At 58.3% G+C, this 26503-nt stretch carries 27 protein-coding genes; 16 read left to right on the top strand and 11 right to left on the bottom strand.

Going from position 1 to position 26503, the window contains the following annotated elements:
* Window positions 1–18: 18 nt before the first annotated feature.
* Window positions 19–474 carry an Lrp/AsnC family transcriptional regulator gene (locus ACR0J8_RS16475; protein ID WP_170616139.1) on the bottom strand — a complete coding sequence of 152 codons (456 nt, stop codon included), beginning with the start codon at window positions 472–474 and terminating at the stop codon, window positions 19–21.
* 146 nt (window positions 475–620) lie between these two features.
* On the opposite strand from ACR0J8_RS16475, the gene hppD reads away from it, so the two are divergent.
* Window positions 621–1718, top strand: a complete 1098-nt coding sequence (gene hppD / locus ACR0J8_RS16470; RefSeq protein WP_480525966.1) for a 4-hydroxyphenylpyruvate dioxygenase — start codon at window positions 621–623, stop codon at window positions 1716–1718.
* 66 nt (window positions 1719–1784) lie between these two features.
* Here hppD and ACR0J8_RS16465 read toward each other — a convergent pair whose 3' ends face one another.
* Window positions 1785–3737 carry a hypothetical protein gene (locus tag ACR0J8_RS16465; protein WP_480525967.1) on the bottom strand — a complete coding sequence of 651 codons (1953 nt, stop codon included), beginning with the start codon at window positions 3735–3737 and terminating at the stop codon, window positions 1785–1787.
* 163 nt (window positions 3738–3900) lie between these two features.
* Here ACR0J8_RS16465 and ACR0J8_RS16460 point away from each other — a divergent pair, with 163 nt between their 5' ends.
* A complete protein-coding gene (locus ACR0J8_RS16460; protein WP_170616146.1) occupies window positions 3901–4596 on the top strand; it encodes an SIMPL domain-containing protein in 696 nt (231 codons plus the stop codon).
* Between the two features lie 2 nt (window positions 4597–4598).
* Here the strand turns inward: ACR0J8_RS16460 and ACR0J8_RS16455 are convergent, their stop codons facing one another.
* The 3 genes from ACR0J8_RS16455 to ACR0J8_RS16445 all read right to left on the bottom strand — a co-directional run bounded on the left by ACR0J8_RS16455 (window position 4599) and on the right by ACR0J8_RS16445 (window position 7676).
* Complete coding sequence (locus tag ACR0J8_RS16455) at window positions 4599–5312, bottom strand: GNAT family N-acetyltransferase (protein ID WP_480525969.1); 714 nt, start codon at window positions 5310–5312, stop codon at window positions 4599–4601.
* A 3-nt stretch (window positions 5313–5315) separates the two neighbouring features.
* On the bottom strand, window positions 5316–6608 hold the full coding sequence (locus tag ACR0J8_RS16450; RefSeq protein WP_170616150.1) for an O-acetylhomoserine aminocarboxypropyltransferase/cysteine synthase family protein: 1293 nt from the start codon (window positions 6606–6608) through the stop codon (window positions 5316–5318).
* Window positions 6609–6680: 72 nt separating this feature from the next.
* Window positions 6681–7676, bottom strand: a complete 996-nt coding sequence (locus ACR0J8_RS16445) for a hypothetical protein (protein WP_480526094.1) — start codon at window positions 7674–7676, stop codon at window positions 6681–6683.
* 473 nt (window positions 7677–8149) lie between these two features.
* On the opposite strand from ACR0J8_RS16445, the gene ACR0J8_RS16440 reads away from it, so the two are divergent.
* From ACR0J8_RS16440 to preA, 3 genes are read left to right on the top strand one after another with little or no spacing between them, the layout of a single operon-like run.
* Window positions 8150–9484, top strand: a complete 1335-nt coding sequence (locus tag ACR0J8_RS16440) for an NAD(P)-dependent oxidoreductase (RefSeq protein ID WP_170676669.1) — start codon at window positions 8150–8152, stop codon at window positions 9482–9484.
* A 45-nt stretch (window positions 9485–9529) separates the two neighbouring features.
* Complete coding sequence (locus tag ACR0J8_RS16435; protein WP_480525973.1) at window positions 9530–10366, top strand: class I SAM-dependent methyltransferase; 837 nt, start codon at window positions 9530–9532, stop codon at window positions 10364–10366.
* Window positions 10367–10383: 17 nt separating this feature from the next.
* Entirely contained in the window at window positions 10384–11688 is a 1305-nt protein-coding gene (preA, locus tag ACR0J8_RS16430; RefSeq protein ID WP_170616156.1) for an NAD-dependent dihydropyrimidine dehydrogenase subunit PreA, read from the top strand.
* Between the two features lie 241 nt (window positions 11689–11929).
* Here preA and ACR0J8_RS16425 read toward each other — a convergent pair whose 3' ends face one another.
* Window positions 11930–12538: a TetR family transcriptional regulator C-terminal domain-containing protein gene (locus ACR0J8_RS16425; RefSeq protein ID WP_170616158.1), complete on the bottom strand. Its 609-nt coding sequence runs from the start codon at window positions 12536–12538 to the stop codon at window positions 11930–11932.
* A gap of 170 nt (window positions 12539–12708) precedes the next feature.
* On the opposite strand from ACR0J8_RS16425, the gene ACR0J8_RS16420 reads away from it, so the two are divergent.
* The 11 genes from ACR0J8_RS16420 to ACR0J8_RS16370 all read left to right on the top strand — a co-directional run bounded on the left by ACR0J8_RS16420 (window position 12709) and on the right by ACR0J8_RS16370 (window position 22346).
* On the top strand, window positions 12709–13959 hold the full coding sequence (locus tag ACR0J8_RS16420) for a Zn-dependent hydrolase (protein WP_480525975.1): 1251 nt from the start codon (window positions 12709–12711) through the stop codon (window positions 13957–13959).
* A 92-nt stretch (window positions 13960–14051) separates the two neighbouring features.
* The gene (hydA, locus tag ACR0J8_RS16415; protein WP_480891184.1) at window positions 14052–15506 is read left to right on the top strand and encodes a dihydropyrimidinase; all 1455 of its coding nucleotides are present in this window, start codon (window positions 14052–14054) and stop codon (window positions 15504–15506) included.
* 139 nt (window positions 15507–15645) lie between these two features.
* Window positions 15646–15867, top strand: coding sequence for a hypothetical protein (locus ACR0J8_RS16410; protein WP_170619039.1), 222 nt, complete (start codon window positions 15646–15648; stop codon window positions 15865–15867).
* A 10-nt stretch (window positions 15868–15877) separates the two neighbouring features.
* A complete protein-coding gene (locus tag ACR0J8_RS16405; protein WP_170616166.1) occupies window positions 15878–16669 on the top strand; it encodes an ABC transporter ATP-binding protein in 792 nt (263 codons plus the stop codon).
* Window positions 16669–17100 carry a GNAT family N-acetyltransferase gene (locus tag ACR0J8_RS16400; protein ID WP_170616168.1) on the top strand — a complete coding sequence of 144 codons (432 nt, stop codon included), beginning with the start codon at window positions 16669–16671 and terminating at the stop codon, window positions 17098–17100. Before ACR0J8_RS16405 ends, ACR0J8_RS16400 begins: the two co-directional genes overlap by 1 nt.
* Entirely contained in the window at window positions 17097–18014 is a 918-nt protein-coding gene (locus tag ACR0J8_RS16395; RefSeq protein WP_480489694.1) for an ABC transporter permease, read from the top strand. The genes ACR0J8_RS16400 and ACR0J8_RS16395 overlap by 4 nt, the downstream gene beginning before the upstream one ends.
* Window positions 18011–18856 (top strand): ABC transporter permease, encoded by an 846-nt coding sequence (locus ACR0J8_RS16390; RefSeq protein ID WP_170616172.1) that lies wholly within the window; start codon window positions 18011–18013, stop codon window positions 18854–18856. The genes ACR0J8_RS16395 and ACR0J8_RS16390 overlap by 4 nt, the downstream gene beginning before the upstream one ends.
* 62 nt (window positions 18857–18918) lie before the next feature.
* Complete coding sequence (locus ACR0J8_RS16385; protein WP_170616174.1) at window positions 18919–19914, top strand: ABC transporter substrate-binding protein; 996 nt, start codon at window positions 18919–18921, stop codon at window positions 19912–19914.
* 156 nt (window positions 19915–20070) lie between these two features.
* Window positions 20071–20784, top strand: a complete 714-nt coding sequence (locus tag ACR0J8_RS16380; RefSeq protein ID WP_170676683.1) for an ABC transporter permease — start codon at window positions 20071–20073, stop codon at window positions 20782–20784.
* Window positions 20777–21511 (top strand): ATP-binding cassette domain-containing protein, encoded by a 735-nt coding sequence (locus tag ACR0J8_RS16375; protein WP_480525979.1) that lies wholly within the window; start codon window positions 20777–20779, stop codon window positions 21509–21511. Before ACR0J8_RS16380 ends, ACR0J8_RS16375 begins: the two co-directional genes overlap by 8 nt.
* Before the next feature lie 19 nt (window positions 21512–21530).
* Complete coding sequence (locus tag ACR0J8_RS16370; protein ID WP_321253460.1) at window positions 21531–22346, top strand: ABC transporter substrate-binding protein; 816 nt, start codon at window positions 21531–21533, stop codon at window positions 22344–22346.
* Window positions 22347–22356: 10 nt separating this feature from the next.
* Here ACR0J8_RS16370 and ACR0J8_RS16365 read toward each other — a convergent pair whose 3' ends face one another.
* The 5 genes from ACR0J8_RS16365 to fdh3B all read right to left on the bottom strand — a co-directional run bounded on the left by ACR0J8_RS16365 (window position 22357) and on the right by fdh3B (window position 26501).
* Window positions 22357–23229, bottom strand: a complete 873-nt coding sequence (locus ACR0J8_RS16365; protein WP_480525982.1) for a substrate-binding domain-containing protein — start codon at window positions 23227–23229, stop codon at window positions 22357–22359.
* Complete coding sequence (locus ACR0J8_RS16360) at window positions 23230–23355, bottom strand: hypothetical protein (RefSeq protein ID WP_321253456.1); 126 nt, start codon at window positions 23353–23355, stop codon at window positions 23230–23232.
* Between the two features lie 13 nt (window positions 23356–23368).
* Window positions 23369–24628 (bottom strand): c-type cytochrome, encoded by a 1260-nt coding sequence (locus tag ACR0J8_RS16355; RefSeq protein WP_480525984.1) that lies wholly within the window; start codon window positions 24626–24628, stop codon window positions 23369–23371.
* Window positions 24629–25834 carry a formate dehydrogenase subunit gamma gene (locus tag ACR0J8_RS16350; protein ID WP_480525986.1) on the bottom strand — a complete coding sequence of 402 codons (1206 nt, stop codon included), beginning with the start codon at window positions 25832–25834 and terminating at the stop codon, window positions 24629–24631. It abuts the gene before it with no gap.
* Window positions 25835–25907: 73 nt separating this feature from the next.
* Window positions 25908–26501 (bottom strand): formate dehydrogenase FDH3 subunit beta, encoded by a 594-nt coding sequence (fdh3B, locus tag ACR0J8_RS16345; RefSeq protein ID WP_037307340.1) that lies wholly within the window; start codon window positions 26499–26501, stop codon window positions 25908–25910.
* Between the last annotated feature and the right edge of the window lie 2 nt (window positions 26502–26503).

The following is a 26503-nucleotide window of genomic DNA, read 5'->3' as shown; positions in this document are numbered from 1 at the left end:
TTTGTCCTCGTGTCCCGGTCAGGTCGGAAGGGGTGCGTCGCGCTTGAGTTGATCCATTACAATCTGGCTTTGCACCCTCGCAACGGCAGGATGCGGCAGTATCACCTGATGAAGCAAGCGGTTGAGGGCGGAAAGGTCATCACAGAATATGTGCAATAGGTAATCTGCCTCTCCTGTCATCGTCCAGGCGCTTGTTATCTCGGGCCGCGCATCGATCATGCGGGCAAAGCTGGCAGATTGTTCGGGGCCGTGCGTGCCCAGATGAACCTGGACGAAACCCTGCACGTGCAGTCCCAGTTTCAAAGGGTCCAGGCGAGCGGCGTAGCCGGTGATGTATCCTTCCGCCTCCAACCTTTGTCGGCGGCGCCCTGCCTGACTGGCTGACAGGTTCAGCATTTCACCCAGCTGATGTGCCGTCAGGTGCGCATTCTTTTGCAGCGCAGACAGCAGGCGTGTGTCCATGGCATCCAACATATGCGGATTCGCCCCGTTTTTCTTGTCTTTGGTGCGTAAATCGCGCACATACAGCTAGTTTACACGAAAATTATGCGCAGAAACAGCGTCAATTAAGACGTATTTTAGAATCAGCAAAGAAATTCCTGTTTTTTAGGAGACCCGCCATGGGACCTTTCCCGCACAACGCACCGAAATCCGTAATCAGCAAAGAAAACCCGGCAGGGACCGACGGCTTCGAGTTTGTCGAATTCGCGCATCCAGACCCCCAGGAGTTGCGCGACCTGTTTTCGAAGATGGGATTCGAAAGGGTGGGGCACCACAAAAAGAAGCCCGGCGTCGAACTGTGGCAGCAGGGCGATGTCACGTATATCCTGAACTCCGACCCCGACAGCTTTGCCGCCAAGTTTGTTGCCGACCATGGACCGTGCGCGCCAGCAATGGGGTGGCGCGTGGTTGATGCCCAAAAGGCCTATGAGCACGCCGTTGCAAAAGGTGCCGAGCCTTACGACGCCGACGACAAAACACTGAACGTGCCGGCCATTAAGGGGATTGGCGGCTCGCTGATTTACTTCGTCGATCAGTATTATGACACGTCGCCCTACAACGAGGAATTCGAGTGGACGCGGCAATCCAAACCCCGCGGTGACGGGTTCTATTACCTCGATCACCTGACGCACAATGTCTACAAGGGGAATATGGACAAGTGGTTCCGGTTTTACGAAAGCCTGTTCAATTTCCGCGAAATCCGCTTCTTTGACATCCAGGGCAAGTTTACGGGTCTTTACAGCCGCGCGTTGACCTCGCCCTGTGGCCGCATCCGCATTCCGATCAACGAGGACAGAGGCGAGACCGGCCAGATCGTTTCGTACCTGAAGAAATACAAGGGTGAGGGCATTCAACACATCGCAGTGGGAAGTGAGGACATCTACGACTCAACCGACGCGATTGCGAAAAAGGGGCTGAAGTTCATGCCAGGCCCGAACGAGACCTACTACAACATGTCCACGGACCGGGTTGCGGGGCATTCCGAACCCCTGGACCGGATGATGAAGCACGGCATCCTGATTGATGGCGAAGGTGTCGTCGACGGCGGTGAGACACGGATCCTGCTGCAGATCTTCTCGAAGACTGTCATCGGACCGATCTTTTTCGAGTTCATCCAGCGCAAGGGTGACGACGGATTCGGCGAAGGAAACTTCCAGGCGCTGTTTGAATCCATTGAGCGCGAACAGATAGAAAGTGGCGAGATTTCAGCTGCGTGACGCGACTAATTAAAGCGCGCGCTGGCGTGTCAGCGCGCGTGTTTTTTTCCCGTTCGATTTTGTCTGTTAACTGCGGGGCATTTTCAAAGTCACGTTGCGTCCCTTCTTTTGGTACTGCAACTGGCTGTCCCCGATCGCGATTACACGGCCACCATCCAGCCGATCCCCGACCTTAAGCTTTTTGTAGCGGCCGCTGGGCAGCCGGATCAGGGCGCGGCGGTTCGCTGGCGAACCGTAGACTCCGATCAGGTTGAGCTTTCGCAGGTTGATGGCATTGTCCAGCGTGGCCTGACGGGCAACCGAAGCCCTGCTGGGGATTTTGGGCGCAACGGATTTTGCCGCAAACGATCCGACATCGTCACTGCTTTGATCGATGGCGGACGTGGTGTTAGCCTTCGGCGCGGAAGCCGCTGCCAGACCTGCCGGGCGGGATTTGGGGCGTGGAACCCGAACGACCGCCAACGCGGTCGGCGTTTCATCAATCTGAGGTTGCTCCTGCAGGGATTTTGGCCGCAGTTTCGGCCGCAGCCCGGACAACTCGTCCCGTGTCCGACCGCCCAGCTGCTGGCGCTCGAACCCTTCGATCAGATTACCTGGCCTGACTTTCGGACGCAGCCCAGCCAGCCTGTCATTGCCCTCTTCGACGATGGGTTCCTGTTCGAAGCGAACCGGGACTGCGGGCGGAACCGAAGACGGTCGTCCGAGAAAAACCATGACCCCATCCGGATTCATTGTACCGTCGGCCGTGGGGGTAACCAAACCCCGCTCATCAAGTACAAACCGTGTTCCCGCGCCGCTGGGTGCAGCGGGCTGTTCGAATGGCTGATCAGTGTCAAACTTTTCAGCCGCAGGCAGCGCCACCGCGTCATGCGAAAGGTTCGATGGATCAAGCGATGACAGATACAGGTCGTCGGATTGCACCGCGGGGGGTGGGATCAGCGCATCGGGCGCGGTCAGGACAACACCTGTCTGGGATTGCAGTTCCTGTTGCGCCTGAGGGTCGCGGGCCACCTGCTCGACGGGTGTTGGGCTGACGTCCAACGCCTCGAGAATAGCAAGATCCGTCGCGGTCGGCTCGGCTTTTTCCTCAACCACAGGCGGAGAGATGGGGGTTTCAGAGAGCTCTGTGTCCGGTTCTGACGTTTCCTTCACCGGGGGCAGAGCGACAGCGACTTCGGCAATATCGCTTTCCGGTTCCGGTGCTTTTTCTGCCAGTACTTGCTCTGGCACACTTGGGGACGCAGTTTCGCCCGGAACGCTCTGCGCCAGAACGGGTTCCGGGCTGATTTCGTCTTCGGATCCGGTCAGGAACCATAGCCCGATGGCGACTGCAAGAATGCCTGCGACCAATGCCAGAGATTTGTAGAGTTTGGCTTCACCTGGGTGTGCCGCACCAGTGCCAATCTCGGCGCCTGGCGCGGTCTGCGCCCGGAATGCGATTGGGGCATCGGTCGCCGCGATAGCATGGACCGGAGTGTTCGATTCCGCTTCTTCTTCAGGCTCTTGCGCCGTATCGGCCGGTTCGGGTGCACCGGGCAGTTCTGTGGTTTCCCGAGGTAAGAATATGGGCTCGGTCGGAAAAGGGTTTGGGCCGGTTTCTGCACTGAATACGACAGGAATGAACCCGTGTTGGGTCGCGAACTCCCGGGCCTCGTCCAAAGTTTGCGTTGCCACTGCCGCGACGTGGGTTTGCTGTCCGTCCGTCGCTGTATCATAAGCCAGTTCGTCCAGTGCATACGGGGTGGCCCCGGTCAGTGCATCGCGTACTTTCTGCCCAGTATCGTCCGCGTCCGGTTCTTCGGTTTCGACTGTCAAAAACCGGATTTGGTCTTCCGGAATCACGACCTTGCAGCTTAGGTCGTTTTCCAGCGCAAAACCCGCGTCGCGCAACGCCTGCATGCGATCCGGGAAATCCGGCGCATCCAGCGGAACCGTGCCAATGCAGAACCAGTCGTCATCCGAATGGTGATGCAGGGAAATTCCGTCGGCAGAAAATGATAACGCAAAAGCGGGTTTCATAACTCCGAAGAACCATAATTGTCATCGTCAATGCAAACGACATTGCGTTCGCAGCACGACAGTAAAGCAGGATATCGCCGAGGGAAAGAAAAAGCCAAGTCACCTCTTGTACGAGAGCGCCCGGTCACCCCATCTTAAGACAGCAAGAATTGGAGGGATCACCTTGAAGACATTTGCTTTTCTGGCCGCCATGCTGGCAATGACGGCGGCAAGCGCGGCCCATGCGGAAGAACGTCGCATCACCGTCAGCGCGGCAGGGACCGTTCAGGCCACACCCGACATGGCGACCATTACATTGGGTGTCACAAACCAGGATACGCAGGCTTCGGTGGCGATGCAGGCAACATCCGACGCGGTTTCCAGAATTATGTCGCGACTGGACGAAAAAGGGATCGAGGCACGCGACGTGCAAACCCGCGATCTGTCCCTTTCGCCGGTTTGGTCCAACCGAAACAATGTGCCGGGGCAGAACCCGGAAATCACAGGTTTTGCTGCGTCGAACCGGGTTTTTGTTCGGGTGCGTGACCTGACCAAGCTGGGTGAGATCATGGATGCGGTCATTCAGGACGGTGCCAATGACTTTGGCGGCCTGAGTTTCGATGTTCAGGACCCCAAGCCGCTTGAAGCAAAAGCTCGAGCGCAAGCTGTCGCCGAGGCAACCGCCAAGGCCGAGCAACTGGCCCAGGCCGCGGGCGTGACACTTGGCCCGGTTCAGTCAATTGACGAACAGGGCGGAGGTGTGCAGCCCATGCCACATATGCGCCAGATGAGCATGGCCGAAGCAGGAAACGTTCCGGTTGCCGGCGGTGAAGTTTCAATCTCGGTTAATGTGTTGATGGAATTCGAAATTTCCGAATAAAGTCAGACCTCTGCGCGGGCTTGCAGCGGTTGTCGTTGCTTGCCCGCAGCGTCGAAATTCTCGGGTAGCAACCAGGCTTCAAAGGCATTTCGGATGCGCGGCCATTCGCTGTCGACTATCGAATACCATGCCGTGTCACGATTGCGCCCTTTATAGTGGGTCGCCTGCCGGAACACGCCTTCAAAAGTGAACCCAAGGCGTTCGGCCGCGCGTCGTGACGGTGCATTCAACGCATCGCATTTCCATTCGTAGCGGCGATAGCCAAGCTCATCGAAAACGCGGCGCATCATCAGGTACATCACCTCGGTCGATTGCGGCCTGCGCTGCAAAAGGGGCGAAAAGTGGATGTGCCCGACCTCAATCGATCCGGCAGCGGGCGTGATTCTCAGGTACGAGGCCATGCCGACCGGGACGTCATTGGCATCCAGAACCGAGTGAAACATAGGATCGGCATCGGAACAATTGTTCTGTGCCCATTCGATAAAGGCGGCTTCGGACTCAAAGGGTCCATAGGGCAGGTAGGTCCAGTTGTGGCCGTCCGCGTCGGTTGCAAACGCCCGGTACAAACTGGGCGCGTGCCTGTTGATATCCAGCGGTACAACGGAACAGAGCCTTCCTTGCATCGGCGTGTAAGGCGGTGTCGGACGCGGGAAGTCACCCGAGACGGGCCAGCCAATCGGCTGGCCAAGGTCGTTCGTTTCGCTGCCGGTTGCCATGGATCAGGCGCTTGCCTTGCTGAGCGCCTGGTCAAGATCGGCAATCAGGTCGTCGGCATCCTCGATCCCGATCGACAGACGTACCACGTTCGGGCTGGCACCGGCGGCTTCCTGTTGTTCGGGCGTCAGCTGCCGGTGTGTGGTCGAGGCCGAATGAATGATAAGCGAGCGTGCGTCACCCAGATTGGCCACATGGCTGAATATCTCCAGCGCATTGACCAGTTTGATGCACGCGTCATAGCCGCCCTTGACCGCGAAGGTGAACAGGGCACCGGCCCCGCGCGGATAGCACTTCTGGACCCGATCATAATAGGGCGACGACGGCAGGCCAGCATAGGTGACATATTCCACGCGATCATCTGCTTCGAGCCACGCGGCGATTTTCTGGGCGTTCTCTACGTGGCGCTCCATTCTCAGGCTCAGGGTTTCGATCCCCATCAGCGTGTAATGCGCAGCCTGCGGGTTCATCGTCATGCCCAGATCACGCAGCCCGATGGCAATTCCGTGGAAAGTATAGGCCAGCGGGCCAAAGGTCTCGTGAAATTTCAACCCGTGATAAGCGGATTCCGGTTCGCTGAGCGACGGGAACTTGTCATTTGCGGACCAGTCGAACTTGCCTGAATCCACGATGCAACCGCCAGTGACAGTGCCGTTGCCCGTCAGGTACTTCGTGGTCGAATGAACCACCAGCGTCGCACCCTGTTCAATCGGGCGGCACAGGTAGGGCGTGGCCGACGTGTTGTCGACAATCAGCGGAATGCCAGCGGCGTCCGCCACATCCGCAAGCGCGCGGATATCGGTGACATAGCCGCCCGGATTGGCGATGGATTCGCAGAACACCGCCCGAGTGTTTTCGTCGATGGCGTCCTTGACGGCGTCCAGATCGTCGGTGTCGACGAACTTGGCGGACCAGCCGAAGCGTTTGATGGTCTGGCTGAACTGCGTGACGGTGCCGCCATATAGGCGTGTCGATGCAACCACATTGCAACCCGGTCCCATCAGCGGAAACAGCGCCATGATCTGCGCGGCGTGACCCGAGGAACAACAAACCGCACCCACACCGCCTTCAAGCGTCGCGACACGCTCTTGCAAAACAGCCACGGTAGGGTTGGTCAGCCGGGAATAGATGTAGCCGACCTCTTGCAGGTTAAACAGCGCGGCGGCGTGGTCCGCGTCGCGGAATACATAAGCGGTTGTCTGGTAGATCGGCGTCTGGCGCGCTCCGGTCGCCGGGTCGGGCCGGGCACCGGCATGAATTTGCAGCGTGTCGAAACCATAAGTGGGTCCATCAGACATCTGGAACATCTCCTGTTGGTATTTGTGTTGCAGAATCTCTAGGGCATTGGCCGCGTGCGCACAACGATCCAGTCAGCGCATCCACAGTCCTTTGCTCTTGATCTGGTTGCGGATGACCTGCTCGCGCTGGGGCAGGTTCTCGCGGTCGAACATATTGCGGATCTTCTCGCCCTTGCGCTGAATCACCAGCTTTTTCAGCGGGTCGTAGTTCTTCAGAACCTTCTTGATCCGGTTCGGCGCGGTTACTGTTTCCAGAACTTCGATGACATGATCCGGCTCGCGCGCGTAAAGCAGCGGGAACAGCCGGTAGTGGCAACTTACGGTGCCATCCAGCAATCCGTCCGGCAGGGCGTCGCGCCCGCCGCCAAGCGCGTGGATCACCAGCGGCAACGCGGCCTGATCCAGCCAGGGGTCAAGGTTCTGGCCAACAAGCTCTGGGATATCCTCGTCGCGGATGGCGAGCGCGTATTCCAGAAACCGTTTTCCGAAAGCGTGTGGGCAGGAATAGAAAAAATACCCTGCATTGAAGTACAGATAGCGCCGCCAGTGATCCAGCGGTTGGTCTGTGTCGATCGAGCTTTCGAAGTCCAGCCCGAACCGTTGATAGAGCGCGCGCCAGATGCCGTCGAAACCGGGGCCATACAGCGTAGGTTTTGGCCATGTTCCTTCGACCTTCAATGAAGCGCCGGGGCGGTCGAAATCGAACGGTACTGTGTTCAGATCGCCCGTGATTAGGGTGTCGCTGTCAAAGAACACAAATGGCTCACCCTCGGGCATGGCCAGCAATGCTTCGATCTTGTTGCCAAAAGGATAGCTTTCGCCGAAGGCATGGTTGTCAAAGGGCAGAATCTCGGCGTCCAGTTGTCGCAGAACTTTGAGAACATCCTCGTTCTGAATGCTGGGGTTTTGTTGCCAGCGTGGGCCGGGTTGGGGAATCGCAACAAACAGTCGGCCTGTGAATCCCGGTGAACAATGTCGAAGCGAGGCGGCAAACAGCACAGCCTCGTATTGCAGGCGGTTGTTCTGTCCGATGATGACAATATTGAACTTGGGGGCCTTGGCCTGCATCGATAAACTCACGGATTTTCGCCGTTGTCCGGCGCTGCTCTGGTTCTGGTGCCGCACTGTAAGCGGCAGACGACGCCAAAACCAGATGCGAGTTTGGAAAACCGCCGCGGCGCGCCCAATTCTGAACGCGACGCAGGAACTCAAACAGGCCTGGACATGTTTGTCATCAATGGCGGCTGGTAGGAAGCCGTCGAGTCATTTGGCGCCTGGGACTGGCCGCGCTGTCCGTCGAATACCCGCTGTCCCACCGCTGCAGGTGATTATTGGACCATGCACGGAGTTTAACTCGAAGATTTTCTCGAATAGTTTAATTTGACCAAAAGCAAATAAAAACAAAAAATTATACGGTGAAGTTGAGGTCGTTCCCTCAGCTTTTTCGACTTTTTGGTGATTTTATAAATTTTACCAATTGATAAAAAATTAGTTTGTGGCAAGCTGAGGTCACAATAAACATATCTACAGGGAGTAGAGTGATGGCACAGGGCCAGATGGTCCCCGGTATTGTCGCCGGGCGGCTTTCCAGCGATGAGCTGACCTCGAATTTCACAGATCTGCACCCGCCGCTGGCCGCGCATGAGGCGGCTGTGGCGGCGGATCGGTGCTATTTCTGCTATGACGCGCCATGCGTTACCGCTTGTCCCACGGACATCGATATTCCGTTGTTCATGCGCCAGATTCAGGCCGGTCAGCCGGAAGCGGCAGGCCAGACCATTCTGGAACAGAACATTCTGGGTGGCATGTGCGCCCGGGTCTGTCCGACCGAAACATTGTGCGAGGAGGCCTGCGTACGCGAAACCGCCGAAGGGTCGCCGGTCGAGATTGGTCGACTGCAGCGTTATGCCACGGACAGCGTCATGGCGACCGGGGTGCATCCATTCGAAAGGGCGCCATCGACCGGCAAGACAATCGCCGTGGTTGGCGCGGGCCCTGCGGGACTGGCTTGTGCCCATCGTCTGGCCATGCATGGCCACGACGTGGTGATCCACGACGCCAGGCCCAAGCCGGGCGGGCTGAACGAATATGGTATCGCGGCCTACAAATCGACCAACAATTTTGCTCAGGCCGAGGTGGACTGGCTGCTGAAAATCGGCGGTATCGTGATCGAGACGGGTTCCGCACTGGGTGACACCATCTCGCTGGACGGGCTGCGCCAAAATTACGACGCGGTTTTCCTGTCGATCGGTCTGGCCGGGGTGAACGCACTTCGCGCACAAGGGCATGATCTGGACGGAGTGCGCAATGCGGTCGACTTCATCTCGGACGTGCGACAGGCAGATGACCTTGCGCATTTGCCGGTAGGGCGCAATGTCGTAGTGATCGGCGGCGGCATGACTGCCGTGGATGCGGCAGTGAAGTCCCGCCTTCTTGGCGCCGAACATGTGACCATCGCATATCGTCGCGGTCGCGACGCGATGGGAGCCAGCCGGTATGAACAGGATCTGGCGGCCTCTCATGGTGTTCGAATTCTGTGCAACGTTCAGCCTGTGGCCATTCATGGAAATGGCTCAACCGCCGAGATCGAGCTTGAATATACCGAATCCCGAGAAGGCAAGCTGAGCGGAACCGGCGAAACCATTCGTGTTCCGGCGGATCAAGTCCTCAAGGCAATTGGTCAGACACTGGAAGGGGCACCTGAAGGTTTGGATCTGGACGGCAACAAGATCGTCGTTACGGGCGCGGGCCGCACATCCATCGAAGGTGTCTGGGCCGGGGGCGACTGTGCAACCGGTGGCGAAGACCTGACCGTGACCGCGGTGGCCGAGGGCAGGGATGCCGCGATGGACATCCATGCAACGCTTGTTTCGTGATATAGTGAGGCATTGATCTTTCAATCGCATTGCTGAGGTGTTGCCATGTCCCGGATCGAAGAAGCCGTTGCCCGCCACTATACGACAGGTGAACTGACAGAACGCGTTCGCGATGCGCTACGGCAGAGCGGTATCGACCCGGACGCGGCCACGGTTGCCGATCTGAAAGCGGGCGACGAATTCCACACAGGCGGAGTTGCTGCGACGGATCATCTGTTCGCGCAGCTTTCGCCGACCCACGCAACGCAGGTGCTGGATATCGGTTGCGGTATCGGTGGAACGTCGCGCTACATTGCGGACCGCTACACCTCGACCGTTACGGGCATCGATCTGACCCCTGAGTTCGTCGAGACGGCAACCGCCCTCAGTGCAATTGTCGGTCTTGAAGGCAAGGTGCGTTTTCTGACCGGAAGCGCTTTGGACATGCCGGTGCCGAACGCCAGCTTTGACCTTGCCGTTATGCTGCATGTCGGTATGAACATTCAGGACAAACAACGCCTGTTCGCCGAAGTGGCTAGGGTGCTGGCAAAAGGTGGCACCTTTGCGCTGTTTGACGTGATGGGCGGTGCGGTGGATGAACCGATGGTCTTTCCATTGCCCTGGTCGACGACGCCCGACACCTCGTTCGTGGACACGCCTGGTGCGTACAAAGACGCGGCCTCGGCTGTTGGATTTGAACTGATCACGGAAAACGACCGCTCGGAATTCGCGAAAGCGTTCTTTGAAGAGGTCTTTGCCCGCACGGCCGAAAGCGGCCCCGCACCGCTGGGGATCCATCTGATGATGGGTGATACTGCCCCTGAGAAGTTCAAAAATTATGTCGCAAACCTTGACGCCGGGCGCATCCGCCCGACCGAGATGATTTTCAAGAAAACCGGTTAACCCGGTAAGGAGAACCCATGGCCAATCTGACAACTGACTTTCTGGGAATTTCCAGCCCCAACCCTTACTGGCTGGCATCCGCGCCGCCGACGGACAAGGAATACAACGTACGACGCGCATTCGAGGCTGGATGGGGCGGTGTCGTGTGGAAAACGCTTGGTGCCGAAGGGCCGCCGGTCGTGAATGTGAATGGTCCGCGCTACGGGGCCATTTACGGCGCGGATCGTCGCCTGCTGGGCCTGAACAACATCGAACTGATCACCGACCGCCCGCTTGAAGTAAACCTCGAGGAGATGGCGCGGGTCAAAGCAGACTATCCTGACCGGGCGCTGATCGCCTCGATCATGGTGCCGTGCGAGGAAGAGGCATGGAAAGCCATCCTGCCGCGCGTCGCAGAAACCGGAGCGGACGGGATCGAGCTGAACTTCGGTTGTCCACACGGGATGAGCGAGCGGGGAATGGGGTCGGCCGTCGGACAGGTTCCGGAATATATCGAGATGGTTACCCGGTGGTGCAAAAAATACTATGACCGCCCGGTCATCGTGAAGCTGACACCGAATATCACCGATGTCCGCAAACCCGCTGCTGCGGCAAAGAACGGTGGTGCGGATGCCGTATCGCTGATCAACACGATCAACTCGATCACCAGCGTCAATCTGGACACGTTCAGCCCCGAACCCTCGATTGACGGTAAGGGCAGCCACGGTGGTTATTGCGGGCCGGCGGTCAAGCCGATTGCCTTGTCGATGGTGTCCGAGATTGCGCGCGCAGAGGCAACCCATGGGCTGCCGATTTCAGGCATCGGTGGCGTGACCACCTGGCGCGATGCTGCGGAATTCATGGCGCTGGGGTGCGGCACTGTTCAGGTCTGCACGGCGGCGATGACCTATGGGTTCAAGATCATCGATGAACTGACGGCCGGTCTGTCCAAATGGATGGATGAAAAGGGCTATTCCGACGTGTCCGAAATCGTTGGTCTGGCGGTGCCGAATGTCACGGACTGGCAATACCTGAACCTGAACTACGTCGCCAAAGCCAAGATCGATCAGGACCAGTGCATCAAGTGCGGCAGATGCTATGCCGCCTGCGAGGACACCAGCCATCAGGCGATTTCGATGTCCGCCGATCGCGTTTTTGAAGTGATGGATGATGAATGTGTGGCCTGTAACCTGTGCGTCGATGTCTGTCCGGTCGAAGGATGTATCTCGATGGAGCCGATGGCAGCAGGGGAGATCGACCCACGCACACAAAAGGTCGTTGAGCCCGGTTATGCGAACTGGACCACGCATCCGAACAACCCAATGGCTAAAGCGGCTGAATAATCCAGTATCTTTTGGACGAAAACCTGATCCGAGAAAACGCATCGAGTTTCTTCGGATCAGAAAATCGGTCGGCCCATTGTGACAGGTAAAGGTTCATTGGTTGGCGGTGCGGATAAGATGATACCCGCACCGCCTAATTTCTCCTACAAACCACGCACGGTCAGCTTGTCGTTCAATTCAGAGATCTGCCTTCGGTCTGGTTGCAAGAACAAAACCATTCATCCAATCGGTTAACTTCTTCTCAAGGGGTTAACAGTTTGCGGTACAAGGTTTCCATAAAGGGCGCTGCGCCTTCGAACGGGTCCTCCTCACCAAGAATTGCCCGGACCTGCACTTCAAAATCGGCGTAGTGCTGGGTCAGGGACCAGATGGAAAATATCAGATGATAGGGGTGAAGACGGGCAATTTTGCCCTGATCCATCCAGGTAGTCAAAACAGCAGTTTTTTGGTCGACCAGAGACTTCAGGTCATTGGACAGATTATCCCGGATACGAGGCGCGCCCTGAACCAGTTCATTGGCAAACAGGCGGCTTTCACGGGGTAACTCCTGGCTCATCTGGAGCTTGCGGTTGATGTAAGACAGGATCTCTTCCAGCGGATCGCCGTTTTCGTCCAGATCGTGAAGCGGGGCCAGCCACACGTCCAGAAGCCCGGACAGAAGGGCGGTGTGAATCGCCTCCTTCGAAGGGAAGTAATACAGAAGGTTCGGTTTGCTCAATCCGGCTTCGGCTGCGATTTGGTCCACCGTCGCACCGCGGAATCCATGGGCTGAAAAAACGTTCAGCGCCGCCTCGAGAATCGCTGCGCGGTTCTTTTTCTGAATTCGGGTAGGCGCACGGTCTTTTGGCATTGATCCCAGTTACCCCAATTTTTGTCCGACGGGTGCTGATTATGCTTAAATTTCCGTCGACGCGATGCAATTTCTTGACTGATGTCGAACCCGTGATAGCGTGAGTTTGACCAGATGGTCAAATCAAGACACCAAAAGCGAGCCAAATCGCAAGCAACAGGGGAAAACAGATGGCAGCTCCGGCGCAGAATCTCAGAATTAATGGAGACAGGCTGTGGGATAGTCTGATGGAGATGGCAAAGATCGGCCCCGGCGTTGCGGGCGGCAATAACCGCCAGACATTGACGGACGAAGATGCCGAAGGGCGCGCGCTGTTCCAGAAATGGTGTGAGGAGGCCGGTTGCACCATGGGACTGGATCAGATGGGCAACATGTTCGCCCATCGCGAAGGCTCTGACCCTGATGCTCTGCCGGTCTATGTTGGGTCGCACCTGGATACGCAGCCGACCGGCGGGAAATACGACGGTGTGCTGGGTGTGCTGGGCGGGTTGGAGATCATCCGGACACTCAATGACCTGGGGATCAAGACGAAGCACCCGATCGTTGCGACCAACTGGACCAACGAGGAAGGCACCAGATATGCGCCGGCCATGTTGTCCTCGGGCGTGTTTGCGGGAATGCACACGCAGGACTGGGCCTATGACCGGGAAGACGCGGAAGGCAAGAAGTTTGGCGATGAGCTGAAACGCATTGGCTGGCGAGGAGACGAGGAAGTCGGTGCGCGAAAAATGCACGCCTTTTTTGAACTGCATATCGAACAGGGCCCCATCCTGGAGGCCGAGGAAAAGGACATCGGCGTTGTCACGCATGGCCAGGGCCTGAGCTGGACCCAGATCACGGTTACCGGCAAAGACGCCCATACTGGCTCGACCCCGATGCCGATGCGCAAGAATGCGGGTCTGGCCATGGCGCACATCCTTGAGAAAGTGGACGAAATTGCGTGGTCCCACGCGCCCCACGCGGTTGGGGCGGCAGGGCATATCGACGTCTACCCCAATTCCCGAAATGTGATCCCGGGCAAGGTGGTGTTCACGGTCGATTTCCGCTCGCCCGAATTGGACGTGATCACCGACATGGAAAACCGGCTGCGTGTTGCTGCCGAGGACATCGTGGATGAAATGGGGCTTCAGATCGAATTTGAGAAAGTCGGCGGTTTTGACCCGGTGAAGTTCGACGAGACCTGCGTTGCAGCGGTTCGAAGCGCGGCTGATCGTTTGGGGTATTCCCATACAGATATCATATCCGGCGCCGGGCACGACGCCTGCTGGATCAATCGCGTTGCCCCGACGGCGATGGTGATGTGTCCGTGTGTAGATGGCCTGAGCCACAACGAGGCCGAAGAGATCAGCAAGGAATGGGCTGCTGCCGGGGCGGATGTTCTGTTTCACGCGGTCGTCGAAACTGCGGAGATTGTGGAGTAGGGGGCTCTGCCCCCGTCGCCCGCTGGGCGTCTCCCCCGGGATACTTTTGGCCAGATGAAGCAAGCGGCGCAGACCGCAACAGGGAGTTTGACATGAGCACTGTTATCAGGAACGGAACAATCGTCACCGCCGATTTGACGTACAAGGCTGACGTAAAGATCGAAGCCGGTGTAATCACGGAAATTGGCCCAGATTTGAAAGGCGACAAGGAACTGGATGCAACCGGGTGTTATGTCATGCCCGGTGGAATTGACCCGCATACGCATCTGGAAATGCCGTTTATGGGAACCTATTCCAGTGACGACTTCGAAAGCGGCACGCGGGCGGCGCTGGCCGGCGGGACCACCATGGTCGTCGATTTCGCATTGCCGAATCCAGGGGAAAGCCTGCTGGATGCCCTGAAACGCTGGGACAATAAATCGACGCGTGCAAACTGCGACTATTCCTTCCACATGGCAGTAACATGGTGGGGCGAGCAGGTCTTTGACGACATCAAGACCGTGATCGAGACGCGGGGTATCAACACGTTCAAGCACTTCATGGCCTACAAGGGCGCGCTGATGGTGAATGATGACGAGTTGTTTGCATCCTTCAGGCGTCTGGCCGAACTGGGCGGGACTGCGTTGGTGCATGCCGAAAACGGTGATGTAGTCGCGGAACTCAGCGCCAAACTGCTGGCTGAAGGAAATACCGGCCCCGAGGCGCACGCCTATTCCCGACCGCCTCAGGTCGAAGGCGAGGCGACCAACCGTGCCATCATGATCGCCGACATGGCGGGCGTGCCGCTCTATGTCGTGCACACCTCGTGTGAAGAGGCGCATGAGGCCATCCGCCGGGCCAGAATGCAGGGCAAGCGCGTATGGGGCGAGCCGCTGATTCAGCATCTGACGCTGGATGAAAGCGAGTATTTCAACCAGGACTGGGATCATGCGGCGCGCAGGGTGATGAGCCCGCCGTTCCGCAACAAGCAGCATCAGGACAGTCTGTGGGCGGGTCTGCAATCGGGATCGCTGAGCGTGGTGGCAACCGACCATTGCGCCTTTACGACCGAGCAGAAGCGGTACGGTGTCGGCGATTTCACCAAGATCCCCAATGGGACCGGCGGGTTGGAAGACCGGATGCCGATGCTTTGGACCCATGGTGTTGAAACAGGGCGGCTGACGCCGAACGAGTTTGTGGCGGTTACATCAACAAACATCGCCAAGATATTGAATTGCTATCCGAAAAAGGGTTCGGTTCTGGTGGGCGCGGATGCCGATCTGGTGGTCTGGGATCCCGAAAAGACCAAAACCATCAGCGCGGGCACGCAACAATCCTCGATCGACTACAACGTCTTTGAAGGCAAAGAGGTCAAGGGTCTGCCACGTTTCACGCTCAGCCGTGGGCATGTCGCGGTGCATGATGGCGAGATCAGGACTCAGGAGGGGCACGGTCAGTTTGTTGCGCGTGAGGCGAATACCCATGTGAACAAGGCGCTGAGCACCTGGAAAGACCTGACTGCCCCACGACCGGTGGAACGCACGGGTATTCCGGCGACAGGTGTGTGATTTGCGCGGACTACTTTGTTCAATGGCTTCGTTGCTATGTAGCGGAACTGTCGCGTATGCGCAGTCAGGTTTTCCGGTATATGGCAACAACTCGGGATGCGACGTTCACTTTGAACGCAGCACCGCCGAGGCAACAGACATGGCCTTGTTGAAAGAAGGGCGGTTGCTGTTTTACGAAACCGCCTGCGATGTCTTGGTTGTTGGAAATCAAGATGGACAGATATCGACACTGACGGCGAAATGCATCGGCTATGAAGAAACCTATGACTTTACATGGGATTTCTACAGTGATGGACACGAGGGGTTTGTCCTTGCAAACCCTGACCAGACCTACGCGACGGTTTTGAGCGTTTGTCGGTGAAAGGACAAAAATGACAAGTAATGAACAGCCCGTCATTCAGGCAAAACAGCTGGACCTCACCTTCCAGACAAATGACGGGCCGATCCACGCCCTGAAAGATGTAAACCTGTCGATCGACAAGGGCGACTTTGTCAGTTTCATCGGCCCCTCGGGCTGTGGCAAGACCACCTTCCTACGCTGTATCGCGGCGCTTGAAACCCCGACCGGGGGAACCCTGACAGTAAACGGCATGACCCCGGATGAAGCGCGGCGGAACCGGGCCTATGGCTATGTGTTTCAGGCGGCGGGGCTGTATCCCTGGCGGACCATCGCCAAGAACATCAAGCTGCCGCTTGAGATCATGGGGTACTCGGCGGCCGAGCAGGATGAGCGTGTGAAGAACGTTCTGGAACTTGTTGATCTTGAAGGGTTTGGTGGCAAGTTTCCTTGGCAGCTATCCGGTGGGATGCAGCAACGTGCCAGTATTGCCAGGGCGCTGGCTTTTGATGCCGATATCCTGCTGATGGACGAACCTTTCGGCGCTTTGGACGAAATCGTGCGCGACCACCTGAACGAACAGCTTCTTGCGCTGTGGGCGCGGACGGAAAAGACAATCGGGTTTGTGACCCACTCGATCCCCGAGGCGGTGTATCTGAGCACCAAGATCGTAGTGATGAGCCCGCGTCCGGGACGGATCACGGATGTGATCGACAGCCCGCTGCCCAAGGAACGGCCTTTGGACATCCGGGATTCTCCGGAATTCATTGAGGTGGCCCACCGCGTGCGCGAGGGGCTGCGTGCCGGTCACGGGGATGACGTCTGATGCCGGGTGAATCTATCAGACGGGCAGAGCGGGACGATGTCCCGGCCTGCGCACAAGTAATCTCGACTTGGATGAAGGCAACATGCTGGATGCCCGAAGAACTGCCCGTGGAAAAGCTTGCCGGATTGATCAATGAGGCCTTTCCGCAACGCGAAATCTGGGTCGTGGGCGACCCGGTAGACTGCTACATGTCCGTTGATCCCGTGGCGTGCAAGGTCGGCGCATTATACTGCCTGCGAACCGGCAAGGGGATTGGTAAGCGGTTGTTGGACAAGGCCAAGGAAAATCGCGATTTTCTGTGGCTGACAACACATGAGCCGAACAAGGCAGCGCAAAGGTTCTATCGCCGGGAAGGGTTTGTCGAGGCCGGAACGGAGCCGCCCGTGCCGCCCGAAACCCTGCCAGTGATCCGGATGGAGTGGCGTGCATGAAGCAGATTGTTGCCGTGTTGACAGTCGTGGCTGCTATCGTTGCCATTTGGTACGCCGCCTGTGTTCCGATGAACATCAAGGGTGTGCTGTCCGAGCTTGAGCGCGGCGGGGCCGAGGTTCAGCCGCCGACCGCCAGCGCGCGCCGCGACATGGGAGAGGCCAGGCTGGTTTTGAGCAACAGCTTTGCGATCCCCGCCACGTGGGAGCAGAAAAAACCGCGCCTGCCATCCCCGCACCAGGTCGCGATCGAGCTGTGGGAGACCACGATAGGCAAGAATATCACCTCCAAGCGGTCGCTGGTGTATCATGGTTGGGTAACCTTAAGCGCCACGATTCTGGGTTTTGTCATTGGTACCGGGCTTGGCATTTTGCTGGCCGTTGGGATTGTCCATAGCCGGGTCATGGACCTGTCTGTTATGCCCTGGGCCATTGTCAGCCAAACGATCCCGATCATTGCGTTGGCACCGATGATCATCGTCGTTCTGTATTCGGTGGGTGTTCAGGGGATTATTCCCAAGGCGATCATCTCGGCCTACCTGAGCTTTTTCCCGGTTGTTGTCGGCATGGTCAAAGGCTTGCGCAGCCCGGATGCCATGCAACTTGACCTGCTGCGGACCTACAATGCCAACACGTCGCAGGGGTTCTGGAAACTGCGCCTGCCCGCATCGATGCCGTACCTGTTCGCTTCGCTAAAAATCGGCATCGCAGCATCGCTGGTCGGCGCAATTGTCGGAGAACTGCCGACAGGTGCGGTTGCCGGTCTGGGCGCGCGGCTGCTGGCAGGCAGCTACTACGGTCAGACGGTTCAGATCTGGTCAGCCCTGTTCGCGGCGGCCATTCTGGCGGCTTGCCTAGTGGGTCTGTTGGGTCTGATTGAACGGGCGGTACTGAAACGCATGGGGATGGCGCAATGATACTGGTTTTTGGTGCAGTCCTGTTGTGGGTGTTCGGCTGGTGGCTGAACAGCCGGCTGGCCAGTGGTCCCTGGGCCGACACGCGCATGGTCAGGTTTCTGGCCCCTCTGGTTTTCGGGCTGACGGTTGTTGGCATCTGGGAAATGCTGGTGCGTGGGCTGGATGTTCCTCTGGTCATTCTGCCCGCACCGTCGGTTATCGCGCTGCGGTTTGCGGACAGTTTGCCGATCCTCTGGGCCGATTTCGTGCAGACGATCATCAAAGGCGCCTTCAGCGGATATGTGATTGGTTGCGGCGCGGCGTTTCTGATGGCGATTGCCGTGGACCGGTGGGATTTCCTGCGCCTGGGTCTGCTGCCGGTTGGTAACTTCGTTGCTGCGCTGCCGATCGTGGGCACCGCACCCATTCTGGTGATGTGGTACGGGTTCGACTGGCATTCCAAGGCCGCCGTCGTGGTTGTGATGGTGTTCTTTCCCATGCTGGTCAACACCGTGGCTGGCCTGCGCGAAGCGACAACCATGCAGCGCGACCTGATGGAGACCTATGCGGCGACCTATTGGCAGAGCTTTGTGAAACTCCGCCTTCCTGCGGCGATGCCATTCATTTTCAACGGACTAAAGATTTCTACCACCTTGGCCCTGATCGGCGCTATCGTGGCCGAGTTCTTTGGTTCGCCCATAGTCGGGATGGGCTTTCGAATTTCGACCAGCGTCGGACAATTGTCGCTGGATATGGTCTGGGCCGAGATTGTCGTGGCCGCGCTGGCTGGAACGGCTTTTTATGGGCTGGTGGCTATGATCGAAAAGGCGGTGACATTCTGGCATCCGTCACAACGAGGATAACGCAGGAAAGAATTCAACAGACCCCGAAAACGGGGCACCAATAGCAACTAGGAGAAATGAAGATGAATAAGCTACTCAGCGGGGCGGTTACAGCCTTCAGCCTGGCAGCCACTACGGCGCTGGCGGCGGACGAGGTGACGCTACAGTTGAAATGGGTCGGTCAGGCGCAGTTCGCGGGCTATTTCGTGGCCGAAGCAAAAGGCTATTATGACGAAGAAGGGCTGGATGTCACGATCAAGCCCGGCGGCCCGGATATCGCGCCGGAACAGGTCATCGCAGGGGGCGGGGCTGACGTCATCACCACATGGATGGCAGCCGGACTTGCGGCGCGTGAGCGGGGTGTACCCTTGGTCAACATCGCGCAGCCCTTCAAGACCGGCGGATTGCAGGTCAACTGCCTGAAGTCGACCGGGGTTGAATCTCCGGAAGATTTCCCGGGGCGGACGATGGGTGTCTGGTTCTTCGGGAACGAGTATCCGTTCTATGCATGGATGGCATCTCTGGGAATCGAGACGGACGGTGCGGATGAAAACGGTGTTACGGTTCTGAAGCAGGCGTTTTCGGCAGATCCTCTGATTCAGGGGCAGGCTGATTGCATTTCGACCATGACCTACAACGAGTACCGCCAGATCCTGCAGGCCGGTATCACCCCGGAAGAACTGGTGACCTTCAACTACCTGCAGATGGGCTTTGGTATGCTCGAAGATGGTCTGTACGTCATGGAAGAAAACCTGGACGACCCGGCCTTTGTCGACAAGATGGAGCGCTTTGTGCGGGCTTCGATGAAAGGGTGGAAATACGCTGCCGAGAACCAGGAAGAAGCAGCCGAGATCGTGCTGGAGTTTGACGAAACCGGCGCACAGGAACTGGATCATCAGGTCTATATGATGGGTGAAATCGCAAAGCTTATCGAAGGATCGGATGGCGCGCTTGACCCCAGCGATTATGAGCAGACCGTGAAGACGCTTCTGTCGGCCGTGTCCGCGGAAAACCCCGCCATCACGAAGGAACCGGAAGGGGCATGGACTCATAAGATCACGGATGCAGCATTGAACTGACAACCGGATTACCCGAAACAAAGAAACGCGGCTCGGAAACGAGCCGCGTTTTTGGTTTGAGGTGCCGCAAAAGTGTCTGTACTTACAATCATTTCCGATTAGTATTTCGTTGTGAATCGATGCAATTCGTACGAGTTGGCGTTCAAGTGGGATGAAATGCAGGATTTTGCATCAGAATTCAGCAAGGCGATGGCTCTGATCCTGAACGGGGATACAGAGCTTTGGGCGATCGTCCTGCTATCCCTGCGCGTTTCGATCTTTGCCGTGTTGATTTCAGCCGCCATCGGCATGCCCTTGGGTGCTGCTCTTGCCGTGGCTCGGTTTCCGGGACGCCGAGTGCTGATTGTTCTGATGAACGCCCTGATGGGTTTGCCGCCCGTGGTGGTGGGGTTGCTTGTCTATCTGATGCTGTCACGCTCGGGGCCATTAGGAGTCTTGCAGCTGCTTTACACACCAACCGCGATGATCATCGCGCAGGTGGTTCTGGTCACGCCCATCGTCGCAGCATTGACACGACAGGTGGTCGAGATGCTGGCCGAAGAGTATTCGGAGCAACTGCGCTCGCTTGGCGTGTCGCGACTGGCCTCGGTTCCGGTCTTGTTGTGGGATGCCCGGCTGGCACTTGTCACGGCGTTGCTTGCGGGCTTCGGGCGGGCCATTGCCGAGGTTGGCGCAGTGATCATCGTCGGCGGCAATATCAATCACGTGACGCGGGTCATGACGACCACCATCGCGCTTGAGACATCCAAGGGCAATCTGGCGCTTGCGCTGGCCCTTGGGGCGATCCTGATCGGAATTGCGGTAGCGGTAAATGCAATGGTCAGCGCGCTGAGCCTCAGGGCTGAGCGGGAAGGATTACGCCATGCGTGATCTGGCTAGTGAAATGTATAGAAAACTGCAGGTAAAGGATCTCAGGATCGCGCGCGATGGCAAAGATCTGCTGAACGTGCGGGAACTGACTTTGGACGGGCCTGGCCCGACGTTGATCCTCGGGCCGAACGGGGCGGGTAAAAGCCTTCTTCTCAGGTGCCTGCATGGGTTGATCGCGCCGGACGGCGGCCGGGTGTTTCATGACAACGTGCCGCTGAATGCCGAACACAAGGCGCGTCAGGCGATGGTCTTTCAACGGCCGGTTCTGTTGCGCCGCTCTGTTGCGGGCAATCTGGGCTTTGTGCTGAAACGACAGGGGCTGAACCACGCTCAGCGCAGGGACCGAATTGCAGAGTTGCTGACCGAGGGCGGGCTGGAAGCCAAGGCGCGTCAAGCGGCACGATCCCTTTCCGGAGGTGAGGCGCAGCGATTGGCCATTCTTCGGGCACTGGCTACATTGCCCGATACCTTGTTTCTGGACGAACCGACCAGCGCACTTGACCCAGGCGCGACGCAGAAAATCGAACAAATGATCTTGCGGGCTTCCATGCGGGGCGTTCGCATCGTGATGGTGACGCACGACATCGGTCAGGCCCGGCGATTGGCGGCAGATGTGGTCATGATGCAGGCCGGTCATGTGGTTGAACATGGCGCCGACAATCAGGTACTTGAGGCGCCGACAAGCGAAGCCTCGCGACGCTACCTTGATGGCGGACTGGTCACTTGAAAACTCGACGGAGAACTGAATGATCCGAAACTTCATTCGGGCAGCGGTTGTAGCGTTTGGCCTGCAGCTTGCCCCCGCGCAGGCGGAAGCGCCGTTTATCATCGTTCAATCGACCACATCGACGCAGAACTCGGGCCTGTTGGATTACATCCTGCCGGGTTTTGAAGCGGAAACCGGAATTGATGTTCGGGTCGTGGCAGTCGGCACAGGGCAGGCGATCAGGAATGCGATCAATGGGGACGGCGATGTCCTTCTGGTGCACTCAAAGCTCGCCGAAGAGCAGTTCGTTGCTGACGGCTGGGGCGTCGAACGCTTTGACGTCATGTACAATGACTTTGTGCTTGTAGGCCCCAAGTCGGATCCGGCCGGTATTCGCGGCGGCTCCGATGTTCTGGCCGCCCTGTCTGCGGTGGCCGAGGCCGAGGCCCCTTTCGCCTCGCGCGGGGATGACAGCGGAACCCACAAGGCCGAAATGCGTCATTGGGCCAGTGCAGGGATTGATCCGACCAAAGCGTCGGGTAGGTGGTACAGTGAAACGGGATCGGGAATGGGGGCCACGCTTAATGTGGCAAGCGGGTTGCAGGCCTATGCGCTGACGGATCGGGCCACCTGGCAGTCATTCGGAAACAAGGGCGACCTTGAAGTACTCGTCGAAGGTGATCCGCGCCTTTTCAACCAATACGGCATCATTCTGGTTAACCCGGAAAAGTATCCGGGTGTCAGGGCCGCTGCCGGGCAGCGTTTTATCGACTGGTTGACAGGGCCTGACGGGCAGGCCGCCATCGAGTCCTACCAGTTGGACGGACAACAGCTGTTCTTCCCAAACGCCAGATGAAAGCAGGCGCTCAGCCGCTGGCCCCGTTATGATGGACTGTTCCCATGCGGGACAGATCGTATCCGCCGAATTCGGTTGCTCGAGTGGAAAATCGTTCTGATCGCAGGAATCCCAGCAGCTTTTGCAGGGGAGCGTCAAAATAAGCGCGTCGCCAGATTGCAAGGTCCAGCCTCTCGGTATGCGTCGGGACAAAACCAAGATTGTAAAGCCCGGCCAAGGCCCCCAATCCGAATCCGACCTCGGCTTTGGCATCGTGCAGGGCCACAGCCAGTTCTTCCTCGGTTCGGGCGCAGGATGGCAGCGCGTCCAGATCATCCCGAGTGAGGCCGCAGGCGGACAGTTGTACGTCGAACAGATGTTGGCTTGCCGCACTATCCTGACGGAGTATGACCCGCCGCGCTTTCAGGTCACCAAATTCCCTGATGCCCGACACGCCTGGGGCCAGCAACAGACCGCGCTGTCTTTGCGCGATCTCGATAAGGACAACCGGTGCTTCGCCGAAGGTGTTGCGCATCGCCTGGGTGTTGAACCCGTTTTCTTCGTGGATATGCAACACGGCAGCCTGCGCGCTGCGACCTTTCAGGCGGTTCAGGCCGTCGAAAGACCCATCGTAATATGTTGCCAGACCCGATCCGCTTTCCCGCAAGGCCCAGTCCAGTAGGGGATCGTGACTTCCTGCGACAATCGGGGGAAGCGGCGGTTCCGCGACCTGCGGCCCGGATCGCGACGCGTTCAGCCAGGCGATGACCTCGGCCCGGGGGAACAGCAGCTTGCCCATCGCGCGCACGCAAGGCACTTCGCCCGAGGAGGCCAGATCATAGGCCTTCCGCTCACCAATGCGCAGCAGGTCGGCCAGTTCTTTTGTGGTCAGGTAGTGGGACATTCAGTCGAGGCGCACCGCGGAACCGGACCCTGCATCCGCAGCACTGAACCCGGCCTGTTTCAGAGCATAAGGCGCGCTGACAGTGATAACGACCATCGCCGCAACAGCGGCAAGAAAGGCTTTCATGGTTCCCTCCGGCTCAGTTTTCCGGTGCGGTGGCGTGGCGCAGAAAGTCGATCAGATCCACTCTGTCCTGTGACCCGGCGATCCGTTGCATCGGCATCTTCGATCCCGGAATGTAATGGTCCGGACCCTGATCGAACAAGGCATTAATTGTGTCCTCATTCCAAACGATATCAGAGTCTTGCAGCGTGTCCGAGTAGAAATATCCGGGCAGGGTGCCTGCCTGCCGGCCAAACACGCCGTGCAAAGTCGGTCCGGCCCGTCGTTCACTGTCGGGGGTCAAGCTGTGGCAGATCGAGCATTTTCGGGCAAACTGGCGTTCGCCATTGCTCATCTCATCCGGGTTTTTTAGGAAGCTGGGTTCGGCTGCCGCCATTTGTTCCTGATCCCCAAGGGCGGCGACGGGCCAGCTGTACATCGCCTCGTCAATGCCGCCGGCATGGATGTTCTGACCGTCCGACGAGAAGGCCAATGCCCAAACCGGCCCGCGCAAGGTTGCACGGAAATCCTGTGCGATGCGCCATTCGACCGTGTCGATCACCATGATGTAACCTTCGCCGTCGCCGACCGCCAAAAGGTTGCGATCGGGACTAAGCGCCAGCGCAAGGATTGGACGGCGGTCGAGCGTAAAGTCGCGTTCTTCGTCGGTTGTCAGGTCCAGGATGCGCGTCACACCGTCCACGGCGCCATAGGCGATCCAGTTGTCAGTGGAGTTCAGAACCAGTTCGTTAATACCGAACCCGTGTTCGACCATCCGGTCAGTTTCCTGTCCACTGGCAACGTCCCAAACGCGCAATGTACCGTCCATGCCCGCCGAGTATAACGTGGCCCCATCCGGCGAAAAGGTAACGGCATTCACACCGCTTCCTGCCTGAAGTGTCAGCGAGGCCGAACCATCTTCTGGCCAAATCCCGATGGTTCCGTCCCAACTGGCCGTGGCCACATGCGTCTTCGAGGCGGCAAGCCCAACGATCTTGCCTTTGTGTTGGCCGACGATCTCTCCGTCTGGCCACCGACGCAGCGTGAAATCGTCCCCGGCGGAATAGACAGCACGGCCGTTGAAGGCGACGGAATTGACGGCGGCCTCGTGCCCTTCAAGCCATTCCGGCTTGCGGTCCGACCACAGCCCGACCGAGTTGTCGAAACTGGCAGTCGCAATCCGTCCGTCCGGCGCAGTGGCGATCCCCATGATCGGCCCGCCGTGACCCTTGAGCGTGAAAAACTCGGCCAAAGCCGGGAAGGGGATCAGGGCCAGTGCTATGACCAGCTTGCGCATCTATTCCGCGGGCGAGGCCGCTGCCTTGCCAGCCTCTTTTTCCTGGACGTCTTCCAGCCACAGCGAATGATGCTCGCGGGCCCATTGTTCCTCGACCTCGCCCGTGCCCATGGCGTCGAATGCGCCCTCCATGCCGACCGAGCCCAAGTAGATATGGGCGATGATGATGGCGATGAACACATACGCGACCATCACGTGCCAGACTTGGGCATACTGCATTTCTTCCTGCGGGGACATCTGCTCGGGCAGGGTCAGGCCCAGCATTTGCGGAAGCCCGGTCGCGTTGGCGACCGAGAAGGTCTTTGCGAACATCGGCAGTTCAAAGGGGAACAGAAGCGACAGACCGGACAAGCTGATTGAGACGCCAAGCAGGATACAGGTCCAGAAGATGATTTTTTGGCCTGCGTTGAACTTCCAGGCGGGCGGGTGACTGCCTTTGGAAAACAGGCCTCCTCCGGCAGCTAGCCATTTCAGGTCGGTCCGGTTGGGGATATTGTGGGCGATCCAGTTCACCGTGACGATGATCAGGCCAAGCATGAAAGCCCAGGCGAGGTTGTTGTGCAGCCATTTGCACCCTTGAGCAATCGTTGCAAACCCTTCCTTGCCGACAAGCGGGATCAGGAAGTCGCGGCCATATAGAGTCAGCAGACCCGTAACGCCAAGGATCAGGAACGACCCGGCAAACAGCCAATGGCCAAACCTTTCAAATCCATTGAAGCGCGTCACCGTGCGGCCGGTCCTTTCGCCGTCGATGCGGATTTTCCCGCGGATCAGGAAAAACAACACGATGACCGCCAGCATTCCGCCCACGATATAGGTTCCGTATTCGCGCAGCGGTCCGGTTCGAAAGTTCAGCCACCACATACCGCCGTCCTGGATCAGTACTCCGGCTGCAGGCCCTTTGGACGACACCGTCACGTCTGCCGACCCATAGCGAAGGGCGCGATAAACATCGCTGTCCGAGGCGACGCCGCGCGTTCCCAACTGGCCAAGCAAGCCTTCGGCGTTGCCTTGGCCGGTATTGTCCGAGCGATAGCTGTTATCCACCTTTTCACCGCGCTGACGCGCCAGGATGTCTTCAAGCGTTGTCGCGCCGCCAGTCTCTGACCTGTCGGCAGGGGCAGGGGCTTCGGTTTCACTTGATTGGGCGACGACGATCTGGGCCATCGAGAATGTCAGCAGCAATACGGTGAGCAAGCGGAACATCTGAACCTCGGTCAAAATCCCTAGTCAGACGACCCGGCGCAGCGGGTCGTCTGTTTGGTTCAAGAAAACGGTTTTATCCGTCTTTCTGGTCGTAGGCCGTGCCCCAACCCCAGGCGCCCGAGCCAAAGCCACGGGCGACGACGCGCTCGCGGTAGATGGCCGAGACCACATCGCCGTCACCGGCGAGCAGGGCCTTGGTGGAACACATTTCGGCGCAGATGGGCAGTTTGCCCTCGGCGATCCGATTGCGACCGTACTTGGCGAACTCTGCGGTCGAGTGCGTTTCCTCGGGGCCGCCGGCGCAGAAGGTACATTTGTCCATCTTGCCGCGCGATCCGAAGTTGCCAGCCTGCGGGTATTGCGGCGCGCCGAACGGGCACGCGTAGAAGCAATAGCCGCAGCCGATGCACAGGTCCTTGGAGTGCAGGACGACGCCTTCCTCGTTCTGATAGAAGCAGTCGACCGGGCACACCGCCATACACGGTGCATCCGAACAATGCATGCAGGCAACCGAGATCGAGCGTTCGCCCGGATTACCGTCATTGATCGTCACCACCCTGCGGCGGTTGATGCCCCACGGCACCTCGTGTTCGTTCTTGCACGCGGTCACGCAGGCGTTGCACTCGATGCAGCGTTCAGCGTCGCAGAGAAACTTTGCTCTAGCCATTA

This window comes from Ruegeria sp. N11 (genome assembly GCF_056531525.1).
Note: the sequence above shows the minus strand (reverse complement) of the source record. Positions and strands in the feature narration are given on the sequence as shown.